This is a genomic window from Streptomyces gilvosporeus, from assembly GCF_002082195.1.
In the GTDB taxonomy this organism is placed as follows: domain Bacteria; phylum Actinomycetota; class Actinomycetes; order Streptomycetales; family Streptomycetaceae; genus Streptomyces; species Streptomyces gilvosporeus.
This window is the reverse complement of sequence record NZ_CP020569.1, coordinates 7,777,439-7,801,175: the sequence shown is the minus strand read 5'-3', so window position 1 is coordinate 7,801,175 and position 23,737 is coordinate 7,777,439. Positions and strand designations below refer to the sequence as shown.

Genomic DNA, 23,737 nt, shown 5'->3' with positions numbered 1-23,737 from the left:
GGGACCTCAGTACCGGGGTCGGTGACCCACCCCGTGACGTGCGGTGCATCCGTATCTCTTCCGGGTCGCCCCCCGAGCGCCGCAGGCCGGACGGCCCGCACCGTCGTCGCGGCGATCGTCGTGCGCGCTCCCCCCGGTTGTGCGTCAGCGGTGGGCGACCGCCTGTTTGACCAGCGTCCGCCCGAAGTCCCACATCAGGCCGCCGCCGTTGTGCGCATCGTCCATGACCGCCGTGAACGCCTCGACGAACCGGTCGACCTCCGGTTCACCGATGATCAGCGGCGGAATCAGCTTGATGACTTCGAGGTGGTCGCCGGAGACCTGGGTGAGGATGCGGTGGCGCTGGAGCAGTGGTGCCACGACCAGCTGGGCGAACAGCCCCTTGCGGGCGGTTTGCAGCATCCGCCAACGCCCCCGCAGGACAAGGGACTTGGGCTTGCCGAATTCGATGCCGATCATCAGGCCGCGGCCGCGGACGTCGTGCAGCAGCTCGTAGCGGTCGGTCAGGGCGGCGAGGCGGGTGCGGAGCAGGTCACCGGTGCGCCGGGCGTTGGCGGTGATCCCCTCGTCCTCCATGACGGCGAGCACCGCGAGCCCGGCCGCCATGGCCTGGGCGTTGGACCCGAAGCTGGCGGAGTGGACCAGCACCCGGTCCATGGCGGAGTAGACCTTCTTGAAGATCCAGTCCTTGCCGAGCGTGGCGCCGACGGGTACGTAGCCGCCCGAGAGCGCCTTGGCCACGCAGACCAGGTCCGGTTCCACGCCCTCCTCGTGCTGGTAGGCGAAGAAGTCGCCGGTGCGGCCGAGGCCGGTCTGCACCTCGTCGGCGATCAGCAGGGCCTTGTGCTTGCGCAGCAACTCCTGTGCGGCGGGCAGGAATCCGGGCGGGGTGGGGTGGACGCCCTTGCCCTGGACGGGCTCGATGATCAGCGCCGCGATATCGCCCCGGCGCAGTTCCCGTTCGAGGGCGGTCAGATCGCCCAGGGCGACGGCGGTGTCGGGCAGGAGGGGGGCGAAGCCGTCGCGGAAGCCGGGCTCACCGTTGACGGAGAGGGCGCCGGTGGTCAGGCCGTGGAAGGCGTGGGTGCAGTAGAGGACGCGCGGGCGGCCGGTGGCGTAGCGGGCGAATTTCAGGGCGGTTTCGACGGCTTCGGTGCCGCTGTTGCCGAAGAAGACGCGGTCGAGGTGGGGCGCGTGGGCCAGCAGTTTCTCGGCGAGCAGGCCGGGCAGCGGCTGGCAGTCGAAGCGGGTGAGGTCGGGCAGGTCGGCGTCCAGGACGTCGTGCAGGGCCTTGCGGACGACGGGGTGGTGGCGGCCCAGGCCCATCACCCCGAAACCGGCGAGCATATCGAGGTAGTCGTTGCCCTCGGCGTCCCAGAAGTAGGCGCCCTCGCCCCGTTCGTAGACCTTGTCGAAGCCGATGGTGTGCAGCATCCGCGGAAGCTGGTGGTTGAGGTGGCGGGCGTGCAGGTCGTAGCGTTCGGCGCCGCGTTCGGCGAGCAGCTTCGCCAGGTCGAATCCGGTCACGGGGCGCTCTCCTCGCGGGTCGGCGCGGGGTTCTTGCCGGCCAGTGCGTCGCTGATGCGGGCGGCGATCTCGGCCGGGGTGAGGCCGAGATCGGCCAGCAGTTCACCGCGTTTGGCGTGCGGCAGGAACCGGTCGGGGATGCCGAAGGTGCGCAGCGGTACGTCCACGTCCGCATCCCGCAGCGCCTGACCGACCGCCGAACCGACGCCTCCGGTACGGAGGTTGTCCTCGACGACGGCCACCAGGGCGTACTGCGCGGCGAGCGGGGGGAGGGCGGGGTCGACGGGTTTGACCCAGCGCGGGTCGATGACCGTCGTGTCGACGCCGCGCGCCGCGAGGAGTTCGGCGACCCGCAGGCACACCGGCGCCATCACCCCGACCGCGATCAGCAGGACGTCCGACTGCGGCATACGGTGCAGCACGTCGGCGCCGCCGATGCGGCCGACGGCCGGCACCGGGTCGCCGACCGTTTCCTTGGGGTAGCGGATCACCGTGGGCGCATCATCCACGTCGAGGGCTTCGCGCAGCTGGGCGCGGAGCTGGTCGGCGTCGCGCGGCGCGGCGAGCCGCAGCCCCGGTACGACGCCCAGCACGGACAGGTCCCACATGCCGTTGTGCGAGGCGCCGTCGGTGCCGGTGATGCCGGCCCGGTCCAGGACGAAGGTGACGCCGCAGCGGTGCAGGGCGACGTCCATCAGGATCTGGTCGAAGGCGCGGTTGAGGAAGGTGGCGTAGACGGCGAAGACCGGGTGGAGTCCGCCGGTGGCCAGCCCGGCGGCCGAGACCGCGGCGTGCTGTTCGGCGATGCCCACGTCGTAGATACGGTCCGGGAACGCCTCGGCGAACTTCTTCAGGCCGACGGGCTGGAGCATGGCCGCGGTGATCGCGACGATGTCGTCCCGCTCCCGGCCGAGCTTGACCATCTCGTCGCCGAAGACGGAGGTCCAGGAGGGAGTCCCGGCCGGGGTGACGGGGGCGCAGGTCAGCGGGTCCATCACGCCGACGGTGTGGAAGTGGTCCGCCTCGTCCTCCAGGGCGGGCGGGTAGCCGCGGCCTTTCTGGGTCAGGGTGTGCACCAGCACCGGGCCGCCGAAGCGTTTGGCGCGGGTCAGCGCGGATTCGACGGCGGCGATGTCGTGCCCGTCGATCGGGCCGAGGTACTTCAGTCCCAGGTCCTCGAACATGCCCTGGGGTGCGAAGGCGTCCTTGAAGCCCTTCTTCGCGCCGTGCAGCGATCCGTAGAGCGGCTGGCCGACGACGGGGGTGCGCTGGAGGACGTCCTTGCCCCAGGCCAGGAACTTCTCGTAGCCGTCGGAGGTGCGCAGGGCGGCGAGGTGGTGGGCGAGGCCGCCGATGGTGGGGGCGTAGGAGCGCTCGTTGTCGTTGACGACGATGATCAGCGGGCGGTCCTTGGCGGCGGCGATGTTGTTGAGGGCCTCCCAGGCCATTCCGCCGGTCAGCGCGCCGTCACCGATGACGGCCACGACATGGTCGGTGACGCCGCGCACCCGGTTGGCCTTGGCGAGCCCGTCGGCCCAGGCCAGGACCGTGGAGGCATGGCTGTTCTCGATGATGTCGTGCGGCGACTCGGCGCGCGAGGGGTAGCCGGACAGGCCGCCCTTGGACCGCAGTTTCGAGAAGTCCTGACGTCCCGTCAAAATCTTGTGGACGTACGACTGGTGGCCGGTGTCCCACAGGATGCGGTCGGCGGGCGAGTCGAAGACCCGGTGCAGGGCGAGGGTCAGCTCGACCACGCCGAGGTTGGGTCCCAGGTGGCCACCGGTGCGGGCGACGGCCTGGACGAGGAACCGGCGGATTTCCTCGGCGAGTTCCGGCAGCCGCTCCGCGGGAAGCGCCTTGAGATCGTGCGGCGCGCGGATGTGTTCCAGCAGGGTCATGCTCGGTCCCCCTCCCCGGGTCACCGGCGGTTTCCGCCGGCGGTTTCCTTGATCGCCCGCAGCGATTCCTTCAGGGAGCCCATGGTGGCCAGGACGGCGGTGGGCTCATAGCCGCAGTGCGCCATGCAGTTGGCGCAGCGGGGGTCCTTGCCGCGGCCGTATTTGCTCCAGTCGGTCTCCTCGATGAGCTCCCGGTAGGTGGGGACATAGCCGTCGCTCATCAGGTAGCAGGGGCGCTGCCACCCGAAGAGGGAATAGTTGGGGATGGCCCAGGCCGTGCAGGGGAAGTCCGCCCTGCCCTCCAGGAAGTCGAGGAAGAGCGGGCTGTGGTTGAGCCGCCAGCGCCGGCGGTTGCCGCCCGCGAAGGCCTTTTTGAACAGCTCCCGGGTCTGTTCGACGCCCAGGAAGTGCTCCTGGTCGGGGGCTTTTTCGTAGGCGTAGGCGGGCGACAGCATCATTTCGTCGACTTGGAGGTCGTCATTGAGGAAGTTGAGGACCTCGATGATGGTCTGCGGGGTGTCGGTGTTGAAGAAGGTGGAGTTGGTGGTGACCCGAAAGCCGCGCCGCTTGGCCTCCTTGATGGCCGCCACCGCTTCGTCGAATACGCCTTCCTTCGCGACGGATTCGTCGTGGCGCTCCCGCATTCCGTCGATATGCACCGCGAAGGCGAAATACGGCGAGGGCGTGAAGGAGTCCATCTTCTTACGCAGCAGCATCGCGTTGGTGCACAGAAAGACGTACTTGCGTTTCGCCACCAACTGCCGGACGATCTCGTCGATCTGCGGATGCATCAGGGGCTCGCCGCCCGCAATGGAGACCATCGGCGCACCGGATTCCAGCACCGCGCCGACCGCCTGGGCCACCGGCATCCGCTGTTTGAGGACGCCCGCCGGATGCTGGATCTTTCCGCAGCCCTCGCATTTGAGATTGCAGGCGAAGAGCGGCTCCAGTTCGACGATCAGCGGGAACTTCTCGCGGCGCCGCAGCACTTTCTGTTCAAAGAGATAGGTCCCGACCCGGATGGTCTGGCGAAGCGGCATGGCCATCTGGCTCACCTCCTGGGGAGCAGCAACGAACGGTGCCATTCGAAGAGAACAGGAAGAACCGAGCGCAGCACACGGAAGGCCGATATTCCACCGCGCACGGTACCGATCCGTACGAGTTCATGTTCTGGAGCGTCCACGACCACCCGGACGGCCGCAACCGGGCGGGGTCCGGCGCGCTGCGCGGCCCGCAGGGTGGCCGCGGATTCCATGTCCACCGCGACCGCGCCCGCGGCGTGCAGCGCGGCCCGCTCGGCGCCGTGGACGATATGGTCCGAGCCGCGCAGCAGGCCGGTATGGACGGTCAGCCCGCGCCGGTCGAGGGCCTCGAGGAGCGGGCCGTTGTCGCCGCAGACGACGTCGCGGGCCTCCGGGCGGTGGTCGCGGGTGGCCTCGGCGACCACCACGTCCCCCGGCCGCATCCCCGGGGCGAGTCCGGCGCAGAAACCGCTGGCCACGACCGGTGACCGCGCGGTGGCGGCGCCCTCGCGCAGCGCCGAGCCCAGGGCCCGCTCGGCCGCCTGCGGCCCCATGCCCGTACGGAGGGTGACCACCGGCGGACGCGGGCCGTCCGCTTTCCCGCCCCGCAGCGCCCACCGCTCGATGCCCAGCGCGCAGGCGATCAGCAGCGGCGGTTCGGCGTCTGCCGGGGCCGGTCTCGGCATCAGTCCCCCAACGGCGCGTCGGCCGGGCCGCCGTGGACGTAGCGGCCCAGGGCCGTCAGCGGGAAGACCTGGCGGTAGAGGTGGTAGTTGATGGAGAAGTCCCAGGGGAAGCCCGTACCGGTGAAGTACGGCTCGTCCCAGGAGCCGTCCGCGCGCTGGGTGTCGACCAGATGGCGCACCCCGCGCCGTACCGCCTCGCTCTCCCGCTCCCCCGCCGCCAGCAGCGCAAGCAGCGCCCAGGCGGTCTGCGAGGGGGTGGAGGCGCCGCGGCCGGCCCAGCGGTCCTTGTCCTGGTAGGAGCGCTGGTCCTCGCCCCAGCCGCCGTCGTCGTTCTGCACCCGCTCCAGCCAGCCGACGGCCCGGCGGACGGCCGGGTGCGAGGCGGGGATACCGGCCGCGGCGAGGGCCGGCAGGACGGATCCGGTGCCGTAGACGTAGTTGGTGCCCCAGCGGCCGAACCAGGCGCCGCTGGGCTCCTGTTCGGCCAGCAGCCAGTCGATGCCGCGGCGGGTGCGCGGATCGTGGCTGCGGCCGACATCGGCGAGCATCTCGACGACATGGGCGGTGACATCGGCCGACGGCGGGTCGATGACCTCCCCGAAGTCGCAGAACGGCAGGCGGTTCGGAAACCGGCTGGTGTTGTCGGCGTCGAAGGCGCCCCAGGCGCCGTTGCGGGACTGCATGCCGAGGGTCCACCGCACCGCGCGGCGGATCGCGGCATCCACCCGCTGGGGGTCGGGGTGCTCGACCCGGCGCAGCGCCAGCACCACTTCGGCGGTGTCGTCGATGTCGGGGTAGTTGTCGTTCTCGAACTCGAACGACCAGCCGCCGGGGGCCAGTTGGGGGCGGCGCACCGACCAGTCGCCGGGGCGCAGGACCTGTTCCTCCAGCATCCAGTCGGCGGCCTTGACCAGCTGCGGATGGTCGGCGGGCAGTCCGGCGTCGGCGAGCGCGATGGTGGCCAGGCAGGTGTCCCAGACCGGGGACTGGCATGCCTCGATCATTCGGGCACCGTCCTCGCGCCAGACGGCGAAACGATCCAGCGAGGCCAGACCGTGGCGCAGCACCGGGTGGTCGAGGTCGTAGCCCAACAGGTGCAGGGCGATCAGGGAGTAGACCGCGGGGGGCTGGATGCCGCCCCAGCAGCCGTCGTTCTCCTGGCGCTCGATGATCCACTGGGCGGCCGTACGCATCGCATGACGGCGCAGCCGGCGCGGGGCGAGCTTGTGGTAGACGTGCAGCGCCCGGTCCAGGCGCTGGAAGAGGCCGTCCCAGGTGGTGACGGGGGCGAGCGGGCGCGGCGGGTTGGGGCAGCGCGGATCCTTGTGCAGCTCGTCCAGGGCGAAGGGCGCCGGGCGGACCGGGCGCTTGGCCGAGACGATGGTCAGGGCCACTATGGTCTGCCGGGCCCAGCAGCCGAAGTCGTAGATGTTGAGCGGGAGCCACTTGGGGAAGTAGATGAGCTCCGGGGGGAGTTCGGGCAGGTCCTCCCATCTCCACCAGCCGAAGAGGGCCAGCCAGATGCGGGTGAAGACCCTGGCGGAGGCGATTCCGCCGCGGCCGCGGATCCAGGCGGCGGCCCTGGCCATATGGGGCGCGTCCGGGGCGTCTCCGGCCAGTCGCAGCGCCACGTACGCCTCGATGGTGGCGGACAGTTCGCCGGGCCCGCCGTGGAAGGTGGCCCAGGTGCCGTCCGCACCCTGTTCGCCGCGGATGAAGCGGGCGGCGGCCTCGGTGAGCTTCGGGTCGGTCACGCCCAGGAACTGACGCAGCAGCAGGTCCTCGGCGTCCATCGTGACATTGGTTTCGAGGTCGCCCTTCCACCAGCCGGCCGGGTCCTGGCGGGCGAGCAGATGGTCGGTGGCGCGAGCGGTGGCCCGCCGCGCCGCGGTCAGGTCGGTCTTCTCAGCGGCGGCATCGCTGGCCGAAGGGGCCCGGGGCGGCAGCGCCCCGGTGCTTCCGTCGGTCGTCGCTGTCATGGCTTCCCCTTCTGCGGTGAACGGTCACGGCTCAGCTCAGGGATTCCGTCGGCCGGCGCCCGGCTGGCACCGGCCGGCGACTGCGATCTAGTTCGTATCGATGGCGATCATCTCTCTCGTACGACGACGAAGTCCGCGAGCGCGACCAGCTGCGCACGGACCTTTTCGGGGATGTCGATCTCGTCCAGCGCGGCGATGGCGGTGGCGTGCTGGCGGCGGGCCTCCTGGGAGGTCCATTCGCGGCCGCCGGCCTCCTCGATCAGGGCCGCCCGGGAGGCGAACTCCTCCTCGGTGAAGTCGGCGAACTCGGTCTCGGTCTTCTTGGCGTCGGCGGCCAGGATGCGGGCCAGCCGCTCGGACGCCTCGCCGCCGGCGGCCAGCGCGGCGACGACCGGCAGCGACTTCTTGCGCTGGCGCAGATCGCTCCAGGTCCGCTTGCCGGTGGAGTCCGGGTCGCCCCAGATGCCCAGCACGTCGTCGACGGCCTGGAAGGCGAGGCCGAGGTGGTAGCCGTACTTCTCCAGGATGTCGGCGGTGCGGTCGTCGGCGCCGCCGAGAACGGCACCGATGGAGACCGCGCAGGCGAGCAGGGCGCCGGTCTTGTTGCCCTCCATCTCCAGGCACTCCTCGACGGTGACCCGCTCGCGGTGCTCGTAGGAGATGTCCTGGGCCTGGCCGTCGATCAGCTTGCGGGTGGCCAGCGTCAGCCTGCGGGTGGCCCGGCCGGCCTCGACGGTGCCCAGCTCCAGCAGTATTTCGTTGGCCAGGGCGAACAGGGCATCGCCGACCAGGATGGCCTGCGCGGGGCCGTGCACCTTCCAGACCGTGTCGCGGTGGCGGCGCTGTTCGTCGCCGTCCATCAGGTCGTCGTGCAGCAGCGAGAAGTTGTGCACCAGCTCGACGGCGACCGCGCCAGGGATGCCGACCTCGGGCGCGGCGCCCGCGGCCTCGGCCGACAGCAGGGCCAGGGCGGGGCGGACCGCCTTGCCGCTGTCGCCCGTCGAGGGGTTGCCCGCGGCGTCGATCCAGCCGAAGTGGTAGGCGGCGACGGTGTCCATGGGAGACGCGAGTCGGCCGACGGCGGCACGCAGCACGGGAGTGGCGAGTGTCCGCCCGCGCTCCAGCAGCGCGGTGACGCTCGCGGTGTCGATAGCCGGGGAAGCCACGGTTTCTCCTCTGTTTCCAATGCTCGTGCTCTGGCGAGCGCTCGTACTCGTAGTCATGCCGCCTCCTGAGGCAACTGGCCCTGGGGGAAGCCGAGTTCGGTGAGTGCCTCGCGAGCGGCGGCGGTGCCGCTGCGGACAGCGCTTTCCATGGTCGCGGGCCACCCGGTGGCGGTCCACGCACCGGCCAGGTACAGGCCGGAGGTTCGGGTGCGGGCATCGGGGCGGAGCCTGCCGACGCCCGGGGCGGGCGCGAAGGTCGCGGTGCGCTCGCGGGTGACGAAGAAGTCGCGGATCCGGGCGCCCCGGGCGGCGGGCAGCAGCCGTTCCAGCTCGGGCAGGTAGCGGGCCCGCAGCTTGGCGACCGGGGCGTCGATCTCCTGCTGTGCGGCGGACTGCGAGAGGGCCAGATACTGCCCGTCCTCGGCGAGCCCGGCGGCGTGCGTACGGTCGAAGACCCACTGCACCGGGGAGCCGACGGCGGCGAAGAAGGGGCGGCGCAGCACCTTGCGGTCGTAGACGACGTGGACGTTGAGGATCGGTGCGGTGCCGATCTCCAGCAGCCGGTCCTTGTCGGCCAGGGCGCCGTCGGGCAGCAGGCCGCGGGCCTCGCGCTGTGGTACGGCCAGGACGACGGTGTCCGCGGCCAGCTGCTCGCGGCCGTGCGGGCCGTTGGCCACGGCGACCCGCCAGCCCTCGTCCGTACGGGAGACGGCCACGGCGCGGGTGCGCAGCCGGACGCGCACACCGGCCTTCTCCAGCGCGCTGCGGGCGAGCGCGTCGTGGACCTCGCCGAGCGGCACTTGTGCCCAACCGATGTCGGCGGCACCCGGGGCGGAGAGCAGGCCGGTTTTGAAGACCTTGGCGGCCAGGCCCAGGGAGGCGTCGTTCGCGGTGGCGTTGAGGGTGGCGATGCCGACCAGGTCCCACAGCGCCTCGACAGCGCGGGGCGACTGGCCGTGGCGGCGCAGCCAGCTGCCGAAGTCCACGCCGTCCAGGGCGGGATCGGCCGGGTCCAGGCGCTTGAGGGCGAGGGTGGCGCGGACGACTCCGGCGCGTTCGGCGGGCGTCAGATGCGGGTAGGTGGCCAGGCTCTTGGCCAGGTGCAGCGGTACGGGCAGGGCGGTGCGGCGCAGCCGGCCCAGGCGCATCCGGTCGGCGTCGAGGACGGGGACGTCCATCCGGTCCTGGAGGGGCACCAGCCGCGCGGCGTCGATGCGCTCCAGGAAGGACCGGTAGGCGGTGCAGCAGCGCAGGTAGACGTGTTGGCCGTTGTCGACGGTCAGTTCGCCCGCGGCGCTTTCGCGGCGGAAGGAGAAGACCAGTCCGCCGAGCCTGGGGCGGCCCTCGACCAGGGTGACGTCCAGCCCGGCATCGGCCAGCGCGAGGGCCGCCGTGGTGCCCGCGAGGCCACCGCCGATGACCACGGCGGCCGCCCCCTCGGGGCGGCCGGACGGCCTGGCTGCCGATGTCATGTGTGCTCCCCCCATACCGGTGAAGGGGACGCAGACGTCCCGGCGAGGGTTGCCCGGAGGATCATCCGCGCCTCCTGACGGCCGCGCGGCGGCCGATCGCGCGGGCGTCGAGTCCGGACAGTCCGCGCACCGCGACGAACGCCTTCTCCCGGCCGGGCAGCGAGACCCGGCCGCGCAGCACCGCCTCGGGGTCGTCGGCGATGCGGGTCAGCAGCCGGTGGTAGATGCCGGCCATCGCGGCCACGCAGGCGCCGCTGCGCCGGTCGAGCATGGGCAGCAGCTGGAAGCCCTCGGCGAACAGGGCGCGGGCGCGGGCCACCTCGAAGTGCACCAGGCCGGCGAAGTCGGAACCGGCCGGCGGGACCGGTCCGTGGAAACCTGCCGAGCAGCCGAATTTGGCGAGGTCCTCGGCGGGGAGGTACGTCCGGCCGTTGGCCGCGTCCTCGCGAACGTCCCTGAGGATGTTGGTGAGTTGCAGGGCGAGCCCGAGCGTATCGGCGTACTCGGGGGCGCGCTCGACGTCCGGCGCGCCGGGGACCGTGCCGAACACACCGAGCGAGAGCCGGCCGATGCCCCCGGCGACGCAGCGGCAGTACACCTTCAGGTCGTCCCAGGTCTCGTAGGTCTCGCCGCGGACGTCCGCGAGCACCCCGTCGATCAGTTCGTCCAGCGCGTCGAGCGGGATGGGGAAGCGCCGGGCGGCGTCGGCCAGGGCGACGGCGACCGGGTCGGTGTCGTCCTCGGAGATCCGGCCGTCCTTGACACGGGCCAGCAGCGCCCGGGTGTCCTCCAGGCGCTGCTGCTTGGCGGCGGTCTCCAGGCCGCCGTCGCCGATGTCGTCGACCCGGCGGGAGAAGGCGTAGAGCGCCGACATGGCCTGCCGCCGGTCGGTCGGCAGGAGCCGGATGCCGTAGGCGAAGTTCCGTGCCTGCTGCCCGGTGACGGTCTCGCAGTAGCGGTACGCAGCGAGCACCGGCGCGGATGCGTGTGCGGTTGCCTCCACGCGGCTCACCCCTCTCTTCGCAATGTCGCCCCCACCTCGCGCAGCAGGCTGAGCTTGGTCGGTTTGGGCGGTCCAGGGAGTACGTCGTGGTCGGCGGCCGCGACCGCCTGGAGTGCGGCGCGTCCGCCGGCGACGAAACCGGCCAGCAGCAGCTTGAGTCTGCCGTGGACGCTACCCACCAGCGGGGCGCCTTCATTCAGCAGGTCATGGGCGCGTTCCGCCTCGAAGGCGATCAGCGCGCGCACCGATGCGCCCCCGCTGCGGGCGGCCAGATCGTCCTCCGTGACTCGGAAATGTTTCAGGTCCTCGGCGGGGAGGTAGATGCGGTCGCGGCCGAGGTCCTCGGCCACGTCCTGGAGGTGCTCGACGATCTGGAGCGCGGTGCAGATCCGGTCGGAGTGGCGGATGCGCTCGGGGCTTGCCGTGCCGGTGATGCCCAGGACGAGCCGGCCGACGGGGTTGGCGGACAGCTCGCAGTAGGCGAGAAGATCGTCGTAGGTGGCGTAGCGGGTGACGATCTGGTCCTGGCGGTTGGCCTCGATCAGGCCGAGGAAGGGCTCGGGGGTCAGACCGCAGCGGCGGACGGTCGGGCCCAGGCGGCGCATCAGAGGATGGCGGGGGCCGGGGGCGCGGTCGCTGAAGACGCGGCGCAGATCCGCCTCGAGGGCGTCCAGCATCGCGGGGCGGTCCGCGGTCTGTGCGCGGTCCAGGCCGAGGAGTGCGGCATCCCCGCCGCCGGGGGCGAGATCGCCGTCGCCGATGTCGTCGACGAGGCGGGCGAAGCCGTAGACGGCCATCAGGTCGGCCCGCCAGGCGCGCGGCAGGAAGAACGGCGCCACCGGGAAGTTCTCGTGCGCGGCCTTCTCGAGCGTGCTGCGTGAGTGTGCGTCGGCCGGCCCGCCGGTGTCCTTCGCCCGCCGATGGACGACGGTGCGCGTCAACGCCTCCCCTTCACTCACCGCGGGCTGCCCGGCGCGTTTCGGAGCCGGAGCGAACCAGTAGCCATTGCCGTCACGTCTCCCGTTCTACACCGCCAAGCTAAAACATCCCATTTCGGACACGCCGCAGGTCACGGCGCGCCGCGAACGAGCCGACCCTCGCCCGCTCAGGTGAGTATTGCCCGACTTGTGCCTCTTGTATCACTTTGTACCACTTGTGCTGTTCGGCACCCGTACAGCTTACGCCGTACACCTCGCCCCCGTACGAGTGGGTACCGAAGCCCCCGACAACGATCAGGTCGCCATCGGCGGCGGTTCAACTCTCCCCGGAGCGCCGGGAGTTGACCGTCCGTGAACGCTCGCCCCGGACGGCGCCGGCGCCTGCGCGCTCGTAGACCCCCGCGAGCCGTACTCGCGGAGGTCTACGGGAGCGGCCGGTGCGGAGTGCGGGCTATTTGCCCGTCTCCTTCTCGTACGCCTTGATCACTTCGTCCGTGGGGCCGTCCATCAGGAGCTCACCGCGCTCCAGCCACAGCACCCGGTCACAGGTGTCGCGGATGGACTTGTTGTTGTGGCTGACCAGGAAGACCGTGCCGGCCTCCTTGCGCAGCTCGCGGATGCGGGCCTCGGAGCGCTTCTGGAAGGCGCGGTCGCCGGTGGCCAGCGCCTCGTCGATCATCAGGACGTCGTGGTCCTTGGCCGCCGCGATGGAGAAGCGCAGGCGGGCGGCCATACCGGAGGAGTACGTCCGCATCGGCAGCGAGATGAAGTCGCCCTTCTCGTTGATGCCGGAGAAGTCGACGATGCCGTCGTAGCGCTCGCGGACCTGCTCGCGGGACATGCCCATGGCCAGGCCGCCGAGGATGACGTTCTTCTCGCCGGTCAGGTCGTTCATCAGGGCCGCGTTCACGCCCAGCAGCGAGGGCTGGCCGTGGGTGTAGACATGACCGCGCTCGGCGGGGAGCAGGCCGGCGACCGCCTTGAGCAGCGTCGACTTGCCCGAGCCGTTGGAGCCGATCAGGCCGATCGACTCGCCGCGGTAGGCGGTGAAGGAGACGCCCTTGACCGCATGGACCTCGCGCACGCCGACGGAGGGCTTGCGGCGGATGATCCGGTTGAGGGCCGCGGTGGCGCTGCCCTTGCCCGCGCCCGTGCCGTACACCCTGTAGACGATGTGCAGATCGTCCGCGATCACGGTGGGTACGCGCTCCAGCGCGGCCGCCGTGGGCTCCATGGTGCTGTTGGTCTGCTCAGCCACGTCCGTACCGCTCCTCGGCCTTCCAGAAGTACACGAAACCGGCGACGCCCATCAGCAGCGCCCAGCCGACGGCCCAGGCCCACACGTGGTGCGGCAGCTGGTGCTTGGTGAAGCTGTCGATCAGCGCGAACCGCATCAGGTCGATGTAGACCGCGGCCGGGTTGGCGTTGAGCAGGATCTCCACGAGCGCCGGGACGTGCTTGCCCTTGGTGATCAGGCTGATGCTGAACATCACGCCGGATGCGTACATCCACGTCCGCATGATGAAGGGCATCAGCTGCGCCAGGTCCGGCGTCTTGCTGCCCAGGCGGGCCATGACCATCGCCAGGCCGGTGTTGAAGATGAACTGGAGCGCCAGCGCCGGGATCACCAGCAGCCACGACCAGGCCGGCATCTGCCCGAAGGCGAGCAGGATGACGACCAGCACGCCCATCGAGAACAGCAGCTGCTGGAGCTGCATCAGGCAGAAGGAGATGGGCAGGCAGGCGCGGGGGAAGTGCAGCGCGCGGACCAGGCCCAGACTGCCGGAGATGGCGCGGGTGCCGGCCATCACCGAGCTCTGGGTGAAGGTGAAGATGAAGACGCCGGTCACCAGGAACGGGACGAAGTCCGGGATGCCCTTACGGGTCCCGATCAGCACGCCGAAGATGAAGTAGTACACGAGCGCGTTCAGCAGGGGCGTCGCCACCTGCCAGACCTGGCCCAGCTTCGCCTGGCTGTACTGCGCGGTCAGCTTGGCGCTGGCGAAGGCGGAGATGAAATGCCGCCGGTCCCACAGCTGCCGGATGTACTCCACGAGGCCCGGACGGGCCCCGCTCTGCGAGAGCCCGTACTTCTGGGCACGCTCAGCAGCGGTGAGCCCTCCGTCGGAAGCCGACGGGGCACTCATGGCGACCGCACTGTCGTGCGTTGTCTCGCTCACAGTTGACACTTTCGTCCTCATCGTGCACGGCCGGGGCACGCCCGTTATGGCACCTGATGCTCTTGGATACGAGCTTTTCAGATGACGGGAGGGCGGCCCAGTCGGGTCAGTCGCCAAACGGTAGCCCACTTCATGGGGCGCCTGTCGCCGCAGGGCGTCGTCCAGCCCTCTTTGAAGCCGGCCAGCCAGACCCGCAGCGCAGGCCAGGAGGGACGACGGGCCAGGGTGAGCAGCAACCAGACACCGAGATAGACCGGAACCAGTACGGCGGGGAGGTTGCGGCGGGCCAGCCACACACGGTTACGGGCCACCATGCGGTGGTAGACCGCGTGCCGGCTGGGGGCCATGGTCGGGTGCAGCAGGAGCATGTCCGACCGGTAGTCGATCAGCCACCCCGCGTCCAGTGCCCGCCAGGCCAGATCGGTCTCCTCATGGGCGTAGAAGAAGTCGTCGGGCAGCCCGCCGATCTCCTGGAAGACCTTGGTGCGCACGGCGTTGGCGCCGCCGAGGAAGGTCGTCACCCGCGAGGAGCGCATCGGGTCCGAGGCCCGCAGGCGCGGGACGTGGCGGCGCTGGGTCTCGCCGGTGTCCGGGTCGGCGATGCGGAAGCTGATGATGCCGAGCTCGGGGTCGGCGGCGAACGCCTCCCGGCACAGCCGGGCGGTGTCCTCCCGGGCCAGCAGCCCGTCGTCGTCGAGGAAGAGCAGGATGTCGACCTCGCGGCCGCCGGGTCCGAACGCCTCTATACCGACGTTGCGGCCCGCCGGGATGCCGACGTTCTCCGGCAGCTCGACGGTCCGTACGCCCTCGGGGAGCTCGGGCAGCGGCGAACCGTTGCCGACCACGACGACCTCGACCCGCTCGCCGTCCTGCTTGGCGACCGAGTCCAGCAGCGCGCGCAGCTCGTCGGGGCGATTGCCCATCGTGAGAACAACCGCACCGACGCGCATCTGGGACGCCCCCGTCACTTGAGCCTGCTGGAGGCGAGGATGGACACGAGGTGGAGCAGGGTCTGGACGAGCGCGATGCCGGCGAGCACGGCGACACCCAGACGGGAGAAGAACAGGTCGCCCCGGATCTGGTCGACGACCGCCAGGGCCACGATCAGCAGGGACGCCTCGACGCCCAGGATCAGCCGGTGGAACTTCAGCGCGGCGGCGGCCTTGCGGGCCAGCGCCATGCCGGAGGAGCGCATCTCGGACGCGGTCTCCTTGACCTGCTCCTTGCCGCTCTGCGCGCGGGCCACGCCGACCAGGTCCGTCTCCGCCTTGATCAGGATGGCGCCGAGGGCGGCCAGCGTGCCGAGGAAGGCCCACAGCCAGTCGATCCGGCCCGAGCCCCACAGGTCGGCGGCGCGCAGGCCGAAGCCGACGAGCACGGCGGCGTCGGTGAGGTACGCGCCGACGCGGTCCATCCAGACACCGGTGAGCGAGTACTGCTTGCGCCACCGGGCGATCTCGCCGTCGACGCAGTCGAGCAGCAGATACAGCTGGACCATCAGCACGCCGAGCACGGCGCCCGCGATCCCCGGCACCAGCAGCGCCGGGGCGGCGAGCACGCCGCAGACGGTCATCAGATAGGTCAGCTGGTTGGGCGTGACCCGGGTGTTCACCAGGTGCCGGTCGATGCGCAGGGAGATCTCGCGCATGTAGAGCCGGCCGGCCCAGTGCTCGCCGCTCCGCCGGTCCTTCACCCCCGGGGGGTGAACGACCGGCCGGAGCTCAGCTACCGATGGCTTGTGCATAGTCGGCGTAGGCATCCCTGATCTGGTCGGTGGACAGGTCGAGGTGCTCGAGGATGGTGTAGCGCCCCGGGCGGGTCTTCGGTGCGTAGGCGACGGCCTCGACGAATTCCTCGTCGGTGAAGCCGATCTCGCCCGGCGTGACCGGCAGGCCGTGCCGGCGCAGCACCTCGACCATCATGTCCCGGGTCTCCTTGTCCCCGCGCAGATGCGTGGCGAAGGCGGCACCCAGGCCGCACTGCTCGCCATGGCTCGCCGAGCGCTTGGGGTAGAGGATGTCGAGCGCGTGGTTGATCTCGTGGCAGGCACCGGACGCCGGGCGGCTGTCGCCGGCCACCGACATCGAGATGCCGGTCAGGACCAGGCCCTCGGCCAGCACCTGGAGGAAGTTGTCGTCGCCGACGCCTCCGGGGTGGCGCAGAACGGCCTCGCCGGCCTGGCGGGCCATGGCGGCGGCCAGTCCGTCGATCGCCTCGCCGGTCTCGCGGTGCGAGAGCTCCCAGTCCGCGACCGCGGAGATGTTGGAGATCGCATCGCCGATGCCGGAGCGGACGAAGCGGACCGGGGCCTCGCGGATGATGTCGAGGTCGATCACCACGGCGATCGGGTTCGGCACACCGTAGGAGCCGCGGCCGGCGTCGTTGTCGAGGGTGGCGACCGGCGAGCACAGGCCGTCGTGCGACAGGTTCGTCGCGACGGCGACCAGCGGCAGGCCGATGCGCGCCGCGGCGAACTTGGCGCAGTCGATGATCTTGCCGCCGCCCAGGCCCACGACGGCGTCGTAGTGGCCCTTCTTCATGGCGTCGGCGAGCTTGATCGCGTCGTCCAGGGTGCCGCCGCCGACCTCGTACCACTCGGCGCCGGGCAGCGCGGGGGAAAGCCGCTCACGCAGCCGTGCCCCCGAGCCGCCGCTGATCGCGATGGCGAGCTTGCCGGACGCGGAGATGCGCTGATCGGCCAGCAGGCCCGCCAGGTCGTCCAGGGCGCCGGCGTTGATGTCGACGACGACCGGGGACGGAATGAGGCGGGTCAGTACTGGCATGCGATCTCACGGCCCTTCGCGAGGTCGTCGTGGTTGTCGATCTCGACCCACTTGACGTCGCCGATCGGGGCCACGTCGACCTTGAAACCGCGGTTGACCAGCTCCTGGTAGCCGTCCTCGTAGTAGAGGTCGGGGTCGCGCTCGAAGGTGGTCTTCAGGGCGTCGGCCAGCTCGTCGGCGGCGGAGCCCTCGATGAGGGTGACGCCGATGTACTCGCCGGTGGCCTCGGCCGGGTCCATCAGCTTGGTGATGCGCTGGACGCCCTTGTCGGGGTCCACGATGACCTTCATCTCCTCGTCGGCCAGCTGCTTGACCGTGTCGAGGGCGAGGATGATCTTCTGGCCGTCGCCGCGGGCGGCGAGCAGGGTCTTCTCGACGGAGACCGGGTGCACGGTGTCGCCGTTGGCGAGGATCACATCGTGCTTGATGGCGTCACGGCCGCACCACAGGGAGTAGGCGTTGTTCCACTCCTCGGCCTTGTCGTTGTCGATGAGGGTCAGCTTGAGGCCGTACTTCGCCTCGAGGGCCGCCTTGCGCTCGTAGACGGCTTCCTTCTTGTAGCCGACGATGATCGCGACCTCGGTCAGGCCGATCTCGGCGAAGTTGCCGAGGGTCAGGTCCAGGATGGTGGTGTCCCCGTCAACCGGCACCAGCGCCTTGGGCAGGGTGTCGGTGTAGGGGCGCAGACGCCGTCCGGCGCCGGCGGCCAGCACGAGGCCGATCATGCGGGTTCTCCTTCATCGTGTACGGCGGGTGCTCCGGAGGAGACCCAGAAGCGGATGCTCTCGGTGAGCACCAGCAGCGCCAGGACGACGGCGAGCGCCGTGAGCGCGAGTGTGAAACCTGAGGGGGACAGCGCGGCCGCCAGGACCGTCACTACGAGGACGCGTCCTTCGTGACCGCCGGTTGCCCAAACCAGCCACCGCGGCGGGGCCCCGGTGCCACCACGGATGCGGTAGACGGTGTCGTAGTGATGGTAGGCGACCGCCGCGACCAGGCCGAATGCCGCCGGCAGCGCTCCGGGGGCGTCCGCGCGGGCGGCCAGGAGCAGGACCGTGCCGTATTCCGCAGCCCGGAAGAGGGGCGGGACGAGCCAGTCGAGGGCGCCCTTGAGGGGACGGGCGACGGCCGCGCCGGCGAAGAGCGTGTAGATGACGGCGCCGAGCACCGGCCACCAGCTTCCGGCGCCGTTCAGCAGCAGCTGCGTCATGAGGAACACCACACCGGCGACGGCCAGCAGCGGGGCGCCGGCCGCGCCGCGGGAGGCCGGGCCCTTGGCGATCAGCCCGGCGAGCGGGCCCGAATCGGCCAGGTCCGCCAGCGCCTGCGCGGCCCGGTCGGTACGGCGGGCGTGCCGGGTGACCGAGCGCAGCACCCGGCCGGCCGTGGTGTAGCAGGCGGCCAGGGCGCAGCCGACGAGCAGGGCGTAGAAGACGATGCGCGGGCTGGTCAGGGCCGTCAGGACGGCGATCATGGCCCAGCGCTCGCCGATGGGCAGCACGATCATCCGGCGCACCCAGACCGTCCAGCCGACGCTGTCGAGCTTGTCGGAGAGCGCGGCGGTGGGGCTGGTGTTGGCGGTGGCGTCGTGGTTGGCCTCGTTGAAGGCGAAGTCGACGACATGGCGGCAGGTCTGGAGCACCATCGCGCCCAGGGCCAGCACCCAGACGTCGTCGCCGCAGCGGGCCGCGCCCAGGGCCAGTCCCGCGTAGTAGGCGTACTCCTTGGCCCGGTCGAAGGTGGCGTCCAGCCAGGCGCCCATCGTCGAGTACTGGAGGGAGTAGCGGGCGAGCTGCCCGTCGGTGCAGTCCAGGACGAAGGAGAAGAGCAGCAGGACGCCGGCGGCGATGAAGCCGCCGCGGGTCCCGGTGGCCGCGCAGCCCGCCGCGATCAGCGCGGTGAGCAGGGAGGCGGTGGTGACCTGGTTGGGGGTGAGGCCGCGGCGGGCGCACCAGCGCGCGAGGTAGCGCGAGTACGGGCTGATGCAGAAGGTGGTGAAGAACCCGTCGCGGGACTTCACCGCCGTGCGCAGCCGTACGGCCTCGTCATCGACCGCGGCGACGGCCTCGCGGGCGTCCTCGCGCTGCGCCGGGGTGAGCGCGACGGTGGCGACCAGGGTGCCGGGCTCGACGCGGTGCAGGCCGATGTCCGCGCGCTCCAGGGACTCGGTGAGGGTGTCGGTGAGCACATCGGTCAGATGCGCGGTGCCGGCGCCGACCGGGATCTTGGCGGTGGCGCTCAGCAGCGCGGCGCGCGCCTCGGGCTGCACGGTGAGCGCCCCGGGGGCGGCGGCGGCCGGGAAGCGCGGGTCGGTCAGTGCCAGCCGCAGGAGGTGGAGATGGCCGACGAACCGGGGATCGACGACGGCGACCCGCTCCTGGGCGGGCGTGGCGGCGATCAGTTCGGCGACGGTCGTGGCATCGTCCGCCGTACGGACGTCGAAGCCCAGCGTGCGCAGGTCGGCTTCGAGCGGCGACCCGGCGACCGGCGGACCGGTGAGGATGGCGGTCGACAGACGAACTCACTCCTTGGATGCTGACAAGGCAGCACGGGAGGTCCGCGATCGATCCGATTCGATACGAACTACCCGGGCAGCGGGCGTGGCACACCCGGCGGCTGGGGCCCGGTGGCACGTCGGCAGAGGTTATCGGATCGCCGGATGCGGCCGTTCACCGCGCATTCACCGCCCGATCGGGTGACCGACGGCTGCGTCTGCCGCGATCATCATGGTGGATCGTACGGCCCCTGAACAACTGCCGTCCTGACCAGCTGCTCGATCCGTGCCGGTTATGAGCGGGCTGGTCACAGGTGGTGTGGGTTGTGCCGGGGCGGGTGTGGCGAGGGCCATGCGGGCGGCCGGCGGGTGTGGCCCCTCTCACGGTCGGGCCGCGCGGACGGCTGCGACGAGGACGGTGACGACGGCCGCGCGCGACCGGCCGCCCGGTGATCGTTTTGCAATCGGACACACTTCCGGACGGCCCTCCGGACGCCGGGCCGGAATCCGGCGAAGAGCGCGGCACCGCGCACCACCTGGCCCGCTGTGCGTCTGATGGGCACACAGGTGGGGCAGACTGGGCGTCGAGGACCGACGACAAGGATGGGCATGCCGATCACACCTGCCAACGGACAGACCGCCGGGGACGCTGCGGTGAGCACGCCGGGCGGCGCCGCCGAACCGATCATGCTGGAACTGGTCGACGAGGACGGCACGACGATCGGCACCGCGGAGAAGCTCGCCGCGCATCAGCCCCCGGGACAGCTGCACCGGGCGTTTTCGGTCTTCCTCTTCGACGAAAAGGGCCGGCTGCTGCTCCAGCGCCGGGCGCAGTCGAAGTACCACTCCCCCGGTGTGTGGTCCAACACCTGCTGCGGACACCCGTACCCGGGCGAGACGCCGTTCGCGGCCGCCTCCCGGCGCACCGCCGAGGAGCTGGGAATCGCCCCCGCGCTGCTGGCCGAGGCCGGCACCGTGCGCTACAACCACCCCGACCCGGCCTCCGGCCTGGTGGAGCAGGAGTACAACCACCTCTTCGTCGGGCTGGTCCGCGCCGAGCCGGCGCCCGATCCGGAGGAGATCGGCGAGATCGCGTTCGTGACACCGCAGGAGCTGGCCGAGCGGCACGCCGCGGCGCCGTTCTCCGCGTGGTTCATGACCGTGCTGGACGCGGCGCGCCCGGCGGTGCGGGAGCTCACGGGAACCTCGGCGGGCTGGTAGCGAGCGGAGCGAGCGGCAGCTCGGCCCAGATGGCCTTGCCGCCGCTCGCGGTGTGCTCGACATCGCATTTGCCGCCGGCCTGCGCGGTCAGCACCTTGACCAGCCACAGGCCGCGGCCGCCGACATCGCCCTCGTCCGCCTCCAGCGCCTTGGGGCGGTAGGGGTGGTTGTCCTCGACGGCGACGCGCAGCCAGTTCGGCCCGATCGTCAGCTCCACGGCGATCTCGGGCGAGAGCAGGGCGGCGTGCTGGACGGCGTTGGTGACCAGCTCGGAGACGATCAGCAGCAGACCGTCCATGATGTCGGCGGCCACCGGCACGCGCTGTTCGGTGAGCAGATCCCGTACCGCGTGGCGCGCCTGCGGCACCGACGACTCCAGCGCCGGGGCGGTGAACCGCCAGGCAGCCTCGTACGCCGGCGGGGAGGTCAGCTCCTCGGGGGGTTCTGCGGGGGGTCCGGAAGGCATCCTCACAAGAAGAGTGTTGGGAACGCGCTGGTCCGGACCGGCCCGCTGAACGCAAGTCAGCGCCTATTGACGTCTTCTGGCTGATTTCGCACGGTCCGCTCGACCGAGCGACTACTCTTGCCCGCTTTGTGCCGTACTACAGGAACGGCTGGGAAGAACGGCCGAACGGTCTGCGCCACGGCCGGCAGCACACACCCGAGGGCCGGGCCGCAGACGACGGCAGGCCCGATGCCTGAGCACCGGGCCTGCCGTCCTACTGAGTAGCGGGGACAGGATTTGAACCTGCGACCTCTGGGTTATGAGCCCAGCGAGCTACCGAGCTGCTCCACCCCGCGTCGGTGAACACCACAGTACGGGGCGGGGGACGCAGGGCCAAATCGATGAGCGGATGAACGGTGCGGAGTGGTCCGGCTCACACCTGACGGTCCGTGATCCGCCCGCCGTCGACCTCGATCCGGCGCGTGGTGTGCACCGCGTCCAACATCCGCCGGTCGTGGGTGACGAGCAGCAGCGTGCCCGGATACGAGGCGAGCGCCGACTCCAGCTGTTCGATGGCCGGGAGGTCGAGGTGGTTGGTGGGCTCGTCCAGGACGAGGAGATTGACGCCGCGGCCCTGGAGGAGGGCCAGGGCGGCGCGGGTCCGCTCACCCGGCGAGAGGGTGTGCGCCGGGCGCAGCACATGCGTCGCTTTCAGGCCGAATTTCGCCAGCAGGGTGCGGACGTCGGCGGGCGAGAGATCCGGTACGCAGGCCCGGAAGGCGTCCATCAGGGGCTCGTCCCCCTGGCTGCGTCCCTTGAGGAGCTGACCGCGCGCCTGGTCGATCTCGCCGACCACCACGCCGGGGCCGAGCGCGGCGTGGCCGGCGTCCAGCGGGAGCCGGCCGAGGAGGGCGGCGAGCAGGGTGGATTTGCCGGAGCCGTTGGGGCCCGTGATGGCGACCCGGTCCGCCCAGTCGACTTGGAGGTCCACGGGGCCGAAGCGGAAGTCGCCGCGGCGGGCCTCGGCGCCGCGCAGGGTGGCCACCACCGCGCCCGCCCGGGGCGCCGCGGCGATCTCCATCCGCAGCTCCCACTCCTTGCGCGGCTCCTCGACGACCTCCAGCCGCTCGATCAGCCGCTGGGTCTGCTTGGCCTTGGCGGCCTGCTTCTCGGTGGCCTCGACCCGACCCTTGCGGGCGATCTTGTCGTTGTCGGTGGCCTTGCGGCGGGCGTTCCGGACGCCCTTTTCCATCCAGTTGCGCTGGGTGTGGGCGCGGGTCTCCAGGGCGGCCCTGGTCTCGGCGTACTCCTCGTACTCCTCGCGGGCGTGCCGGCGGGCCCGCTCGCGCTCCTCCAGGTACGCGGTGTAGCCGCCGCCGTAGGTGTTGACCTGCTGCTGGGCGAGGTCGAGCTCGACGACGCGGCTGACGGTACGGGTGAGGAACTCGCGGTCGTGGCTGACCAGGACCGTGCCGGCGCGCAGCCCGGTGACGAAGGTCTCCAGGCGGCGCAGGCCGTCCAGATCGAGGTCGTTGGTGGGCTCGTCCAGGAGGAAGATGTCGTAGCGCGAGAGCAGCAGCGAGGCGAGCGAGGCGCGGGCGGCCTGGCCACCGGACAGGGAGGTCATCGGCCGGTCGAGGCCGACCGTGAGGCCGAGCTGGGCGGCGGTCTCCTCGGCGCGGTCGTCGAGGTCGGCGGCGCCCAGCGCGAGCCAGCGCTCCAGGGCGACGGCGTAGGCGTCGTCCGCGCCGGGGCGCTCCTCGGCCAGCGCCTGGGTCGTGGCGTCCAGCGCGCGCTGGGCCTCGGCGACACCGGTGCGGCGGCCGAGGAACTCCCGTACGGACTCTCCCGGGCGGCGGTCGGGCTCCTGCGGGAGATGGCCGACGGTCGCGGTGGGCGGGCTGAGCGCGAGCTTGCCCTCCTCCGGGGTGTCCAGACCGGCCAGGAGGCGCAGCAGCGTGGACTTGCCCGCGCCGTTGGCGCCGACGAGGCCGATCACCTCGCCGGGGGCGACGACCAGATCGAGGCCGGAGAACAGGACGCGCTCGCCGTGGCCGGCGGCGAGGTCTTTGGCGACAAGGGTTGCTGACATCAGGCCGCCGATCGTATCCGGCCGTCCGCGCCGCGGTCGCTCTACTATCCGGGCATGGAACCGGGCCTGAAAACGCATGTCAGCGACGGCACAGCGACCGTCACCATAAGCAACCTCGGCAAGCGCAACGCGATGACCGTCCCGATGTGGCGGGAGCTTCCGCCGCTGCTGGAACGGCTGGCGGGCGACCGTGGCGTACGGCAGCTGGTGCTGACGGGCGAGGGCACGACCTTCTGCGCGGGAGCGGACATCGGGGCGCTGCGGGAGGGGGCGGGCGAGTCCCAGGGGCTGGCGGTGGCGGCCGAGGAGGCGCTGGCGGCGTTCCCCGGGCCGACGCTGGCGGTGATCCGCGGGTACTGCGTGGGCGGCGGCTGCCAGCTGGCGGCCGCCTGCGATCTGCGGTTCGCGGAGGAGGGGGCGCTGTTCGGGGTGACTCCGGCGAAGCTGGGGGTCGTCTATCCGGCGTCCGCCACCCGGCGGCTGGTCCGGCTGATCGGGCCCTCGGCCGCCAAGTACCTCTTGTTCTCGGGGGAGTTGATCGACGGCGCGCGGGCGCTGCGCACGGGGCTGGTGGACGAGGTGCTGCCCGAGGGCGAGTTGGACAAGCGGGTCGCGGACTTCACCGCCGTACTGGCCGGCCGGTCGCTGCTGACGCAGACCGCGGCCAAGGAGTTCGCGGACGGGACGTGGGACGTTTCGCCCGACGAGGCCGAGGAGCGCGGCGCGTACTGGGCCGCGCAGGCGCGCGAGAGCGGCGACACCGTGGAGGGTGCCGCCGCCTTCCTGGAGCGCCGGGCGCCGCGCTTCACCTGGCCCGCGGGGTAACGGGCG

Annotated in this window: 21 protein-coding genes and 1 tRNA gene; 3 read left to right on the top strand and 19 right to left on the bottom strand. The window is 71.3% G+C overall.

What is annotated here, in order from left to right; genetic code table 11:
• Positions 1-144: 144 nt before the first annotated feature.
• The 16 genes from B1H19_RS34460 to B1H19_RS34385 form a co-directional block, all read right to left on the bottom strand.
• Positions 145-1,527: an aspartate aminotransferase family protein gene (locus B1H19_RS34460; protein ID WP_083108807.1), complete on the bottom strand. Its 1,383-nt coding sequence runs from the start codon at positions 1,525-1,527 to the stop codon at positions 145-147.
• Entirely contained in the window at positions 1,524-3,425 is a 1,902-nt protein-coding gene (gene dxs / locus B1H19_RS34455; RefSeq protein ID WP_083108806.1) for a 1-deoxy-D-xylulose-5-phosphate synthase, read from the bottom strand. The genes B1H19_RS34460 and dxs overlap by 4 nt, the downstream gene beginning before the upstream one ends.
• A gap of 20 nt (positions 3,426-3,445) precedes the next feature.
• On the bottom strand, positions 3,446-4,471 hold the full coding sequence (gene hpnH / locus B1H19_RS34450) for an adenosyl-hopene transferase HpnH (RefSeq protein ID WP_083108805.1): 1,026 nt from the start codon (positions 4,469-4,471) through the stop codon (positions 3,446-3,448).
• Between the two features lie 5 nt (positions 4,472-4,476).
• Positions 4,477-5,133, bottom strand: coding sequence for a phosphorylase family protein (locus tag B1H19_RS34445; protein WP_083108804.1), 657 nt, complete (start codon positions 5,131-5,133; stop codon positions 4,477-4,479).
• Positions 5,133-7,112, bottom strand: a complete 1,980-nt coding sequence (gene shc / locus B1H19_RS34440) for a squalene--hopene cyclase (protein WP_083108803.1) — start codon at positions 7,110-7,112, stop codon at positions 5,133-5,135. The genes B1H19_RS34445 and shc overlap by 1 nt, the downstream gene beginning before the upstream one ends.
• 107 nt (positions 7,113-7,219) lie before the next feature.
• Positions 7,220-8,335 carry a polyprenyl synthetase family protein gene (locus B1H19_RS34435; protein ID WP_083108802.1) on the bottom strand — a complete coding sequence of 372 codons (1,116 nt, stop codon included), beginning with the start codon at positions 8,333-8,335 and terminating at the stop codon, positions 7,220-7,222.
• The gene (hpnE, locus tag B1H19_RS34430; protein ID WP_083108801.1) at positions 8,332-9,750 is read right to left on the bottom strand and encodes a hydroxysqualene dehydroxylase HpnE; all 1,419 of its coding nucleotides are present in this window, start codon (positions 9,748-9,750) and stop codon (positions 8,332-8,334) included. The genes B1H19_RS34435 and hpnE overlap by 4 nt, the downstream gene beginning before the upstream one ends.
• Before the next feature lie 61 nt (positions 9,751-9,811).
• On the bottom strand, positions 9,812-10,762 hold the full coding sequence (gene hpnD, locus B1H19_RS34425) for a presqualene diphosphate synthase HpnD (RefSeq protein ID WP_083108800.1): 951 nt from the start codon (positions 10,760-10,762) through the stop codon (positions 9,812-9,814).
• On the bottom strand, positions 10,759-11,694 hold the full coding sequence (hpnC, locus tag B1H19_RS34420) for a squalene synthase HpnC (RefSeq protein ID WP_083108799.1): 936 nt from the start codon (positions 11,692-11,694) through the stop codon (positions 10,759-10,761). Before hpnC ends, hpnD begins: the two co-directional genes overlap by 4 nt.
• Before the next feature lie 448 nt (positions 11,695-12,142).
• Positions 12,143-12,925: an ABC transporter ATP-binding protein gene (locus B1H19_RS34415; protein WP_083110050.1), complete on the bottom strand. Its 783-nt coding sequence runs from the start codon at positions 12,923-12,925 to the stop codon at positions 12,143-12,145.
• Between the two features lie 16 nt (positions 12,926-12,941).
• Positions 12,942-13,871, bottom strand: a complete 930-nt coding sequence (locus B1H19_RS34410; RefSeq protein ID WP_083108798.1) for an ABC transporter permease — start codon at positions 13,869-13,871, stop codon at positions 12,942-12,944.
• A 77-nt stretch (positions 13,872-13,948) separates the two neighbouring features.
• On the bottom strand, positions 13,949-14,794 hold the full coding sequence (locus B1H19_RS34405; protein ID WP_418361493.1) for a glycosyltransferase family 2 protein: 846 nt from the start codon (positions 14,792-14,794) through the stop codon (positions 13,949-13,951).
• A 41-nt stretch (positions 14,795-14,835) separates the two neighbouring features.
• Positions 14,836-15,615, bottom strand: coding sequence for a CDP-alcohol phosphatidyltransferase family protein (locus tag B1H19_RS34400; RefSeq protein ID WP_083110049.1), 780 nt, complete (start codon positions 15,613-15,615; stop codon positions 14,836-14,838).
• On the bottom strand, positions 15,593-16,654 hold the full coding sequence (locus B1H19_RS34395) for an iron-containing alcohol dehydrogenase family protein (protein ID WP_044366884.1): 1,062 nt from the start codon (positions 16,652-16,654) through the stop codon (positions 15,593-15,595). Before B1H19_RS34395 ends, B1H19_RS34400 begins: the two co-directional genes overlap by 23 nt.
• Positions 16,642-17,379 (bottom strand): phosphocholine cytidylyltransferase family protein, encoded by a 738-nt coding sequence (locus B1H19_RS34390; protein WP_083108796.1) that lies wholly within the window; start codon positions 17,377-17,379, stop codon positions 16,642-16,644. The genes B1H19_RS34395 and B1H19_RS34390 overlap by 13 nt, the downstream gene beginning before the upstream one ends.
• Complete coding sequence (locus B1H19_RS34385; protein ID WP_237289938.1) at positions 17,376-19,052, bottom strand: DUF5941 domain-containing protein; 1,677 nt, start codon at positions 19,050-19,052, stop codon at positions 17,376-17,378. Before B1H19_RS34385 ends, B1H19_RS34390 begins: the two co-directional genes overlap by 4 nt.
• Here B1H19_RS34385 and B1H19_RS40140 point away from each other — a divergent pair.
• Both B1H19_RS40140 and idi read left to right on the top strand, forming a co-directional pair.
• A complete protein-coding gene (locus tag B1H19_RS40140) occupies positions 18,993-19,193 on the top strand; it encodes a hypothetical protein (protein ID WP_237289672.1) in 201 nt (66 codons plus the stop codon). The genes B1H19_RS34385 and B1H19_RS40140 overlap by 60 nt on opposite strands.
• A 564-nt stretch (positions 19,194-19,757) precedes the next feature.
• Positions 19,758-20,369, top strand: a complete 612-nt coding sequence (gene idi, locus B1H19_RS34380; RefSeq protein ID WP_083110048.1) for an isopentenyl-diphosphate Delta-isomerase — start codon at positions 19,758-19,760, stop codon at positions 20,367-20,369.
• On the opposite strand, the gene B1H19_RS34375 is transcribed toward idi, so the two are convergent.
• From B1H19_RS34375 to B1H19_RS34365, 3 genes are all read right to left on the bottom strand, one after another.
• Positions 20,344-20,835 carry an ATP-binding protein gene (locus tag B1H19_RS34375; RefSeq protein WP_083108794.1) on the bottom strand — a complete coding sequence of 164 codons (492 nt, stop codon included), beginning with the start codon at positions 20,833-20,835 and terminating at the stop codon, positions 20,344-20,346. The two genes, idi and B1H19_RS34375, sit on opposite strands and share 26 nt — an antisense overlap.
• Positions 20,836-21,096: 261 nt before the next feature.
• Positions 21,097-21,170 (bottom strand) — tRNA-Met (locus B1H19_RS34370).
• A 77-nt stretch (positions 21,171-21,247) separates the two neighbouring features.
• Positions 21,248-22,906 (bottom strand): ABC-F family ATP-binding cassette domain-containing protein, encoded by a 1,659-nt coding sequence (locus B1H19_RS34365; protein ID WP_083108793.1) that lies wholly within the window; start codon positions 22,904-22,906, stop codon positions 21,248-21,250.
• 54 nt (positions 22,907-22,960) lie between these two features.
• On the opposite strand from B1H19_RS34365, the gene B1H19_RS34360 reads away from it, so the two are divergent.
• Positions 22,961-23,731 (top strand): enoyl-CoA hydratase/isomerase family protein, encoded by a 771-nt coding sequence (locus B1H19_RS34360; RefSeq protein ID WP_083108792.1) that lies wholly within the window; start codon positions 22,961-22,963, stop codon positions 23,729-23,731.
• Positions 23,732-23,737: the final 6 nt, after the last annotated feature.

Excerpts from the sequence above, each read along its gene's own strand:
- shc (WP_083108803.1), bottom strand. The coding sequence starts at position 7,112 with ATGACAGCGACGACCGACGGAAGCACCGGGGCGCTGCCGCCCCGGGCC.
- B1H19_RS34405 (WP_418361493.1), bottom strand. The coding sequence starts at position 14,794 with ATGGGCAATCGCCCCGACGAGCTGCGCGCGCTGCTGGACTCGGTCGCC.
- idi (WP_083110048.1), top strand. The coding sequence starts at position 19,758 with ATGCCGATCACACCTGCCAACGGACAGACCGCCGGGGACGCTGCGGTG.
- dxs (WP_083108806.1), bottom strand. The coding sequence starts at position 3,425 with ATGACCCTGCTGGAACACATCCGCGCGCCGCACGATCTCAAGGCGCTT.
- B1H19_RS34445 (WP_083108804.1), bottom strand. The coding sequence starts at position 5,133 with ATGCCGAGACCGGCCCCGGCAGACGCCGAACCGCCGCTGCTGATCGCC.
- hpnE (WP_083108801.1), bottom strand. The coding sequence starts at position 9,750 with ATGACATCGGCAGCCAGGCCGTCCGGCCGCCCCGAGGGGGCGGCCGCC.
- B1H19_RS34415 (WP_083110050.1), bottom strand. The coding sequence starts at position 12,925 with ATGGAGCCCACGGCGGCCGCGCTGGAGCGCGTACCCACCGTGATCGCG.
- B1H19_RS34365 (WP_083108793.1), bottom strand. The coding sequence starts at position 22,906 with ATGTCAGCAACCCTTGTCGCCAAAGACCTCGCCGCCGGCCACGGCGAG.
- hpnH (WP_083108805.1), bottom strand. The coding sequence starts at position 4,471 with ATGGCCATGCCGCTTCGCCAGACCATCCGGGTCGGGACCTATCTCTTT.
- B1H19_RS34400 (WP_083110049.1), bottom strand. The coding sequence starts at position 15,615 with ATGCACAAGCCATCGGTAGCTGAGCTCCGGCCGGTCGTTCACCCCCCG.
- B1H19_RS34390 (WP_083108796.1), bottom strand. The coding sequence starts at position 17,379 with ATGATCGGCCTCGTGCTGGCCGCCGGCGCCGGACGGCGTCTGCGCCCC.
- B1H19_RS40140 (WP_237289672.1), top strand. The coding sequence starts at position 18,993 with ATGGCCGACGAACCGGGGATCGACGACGGCGACCCGCTCCTGGGCGGG.
- B1H19_RS34360 (WP_083108792.1), top strand. The coding sequence starts at position 22,961 with ATGGAACCGGGCCTGAAAACGCATGTCAGCGACGGCACAGCGACCGTC.
- B1H19_RS34375 (WP_083108794.1), bottom strand. The coding sequence starts at position 20,835 with ATGCCTTCCGGACCCCCCGCAGAACCCCCCGAGGAGCTGACCTCCCCG.
- B1H19_RS34395 (WP_044366884.1), bottom strand. The coding sequence starts at position 16,654 with ATGCCAGTACTGACCCGCCTCATTCCGTCCCCGGTCGTCGTCGACATC.
- B1H19_RS34435 (WP_083108802.1), bottom strand. The coding sequence starts at position 8,335 with ATGACTACGAGTACGAGCGCTCGCCAGAGCACGAGCATTGGAAACAGA.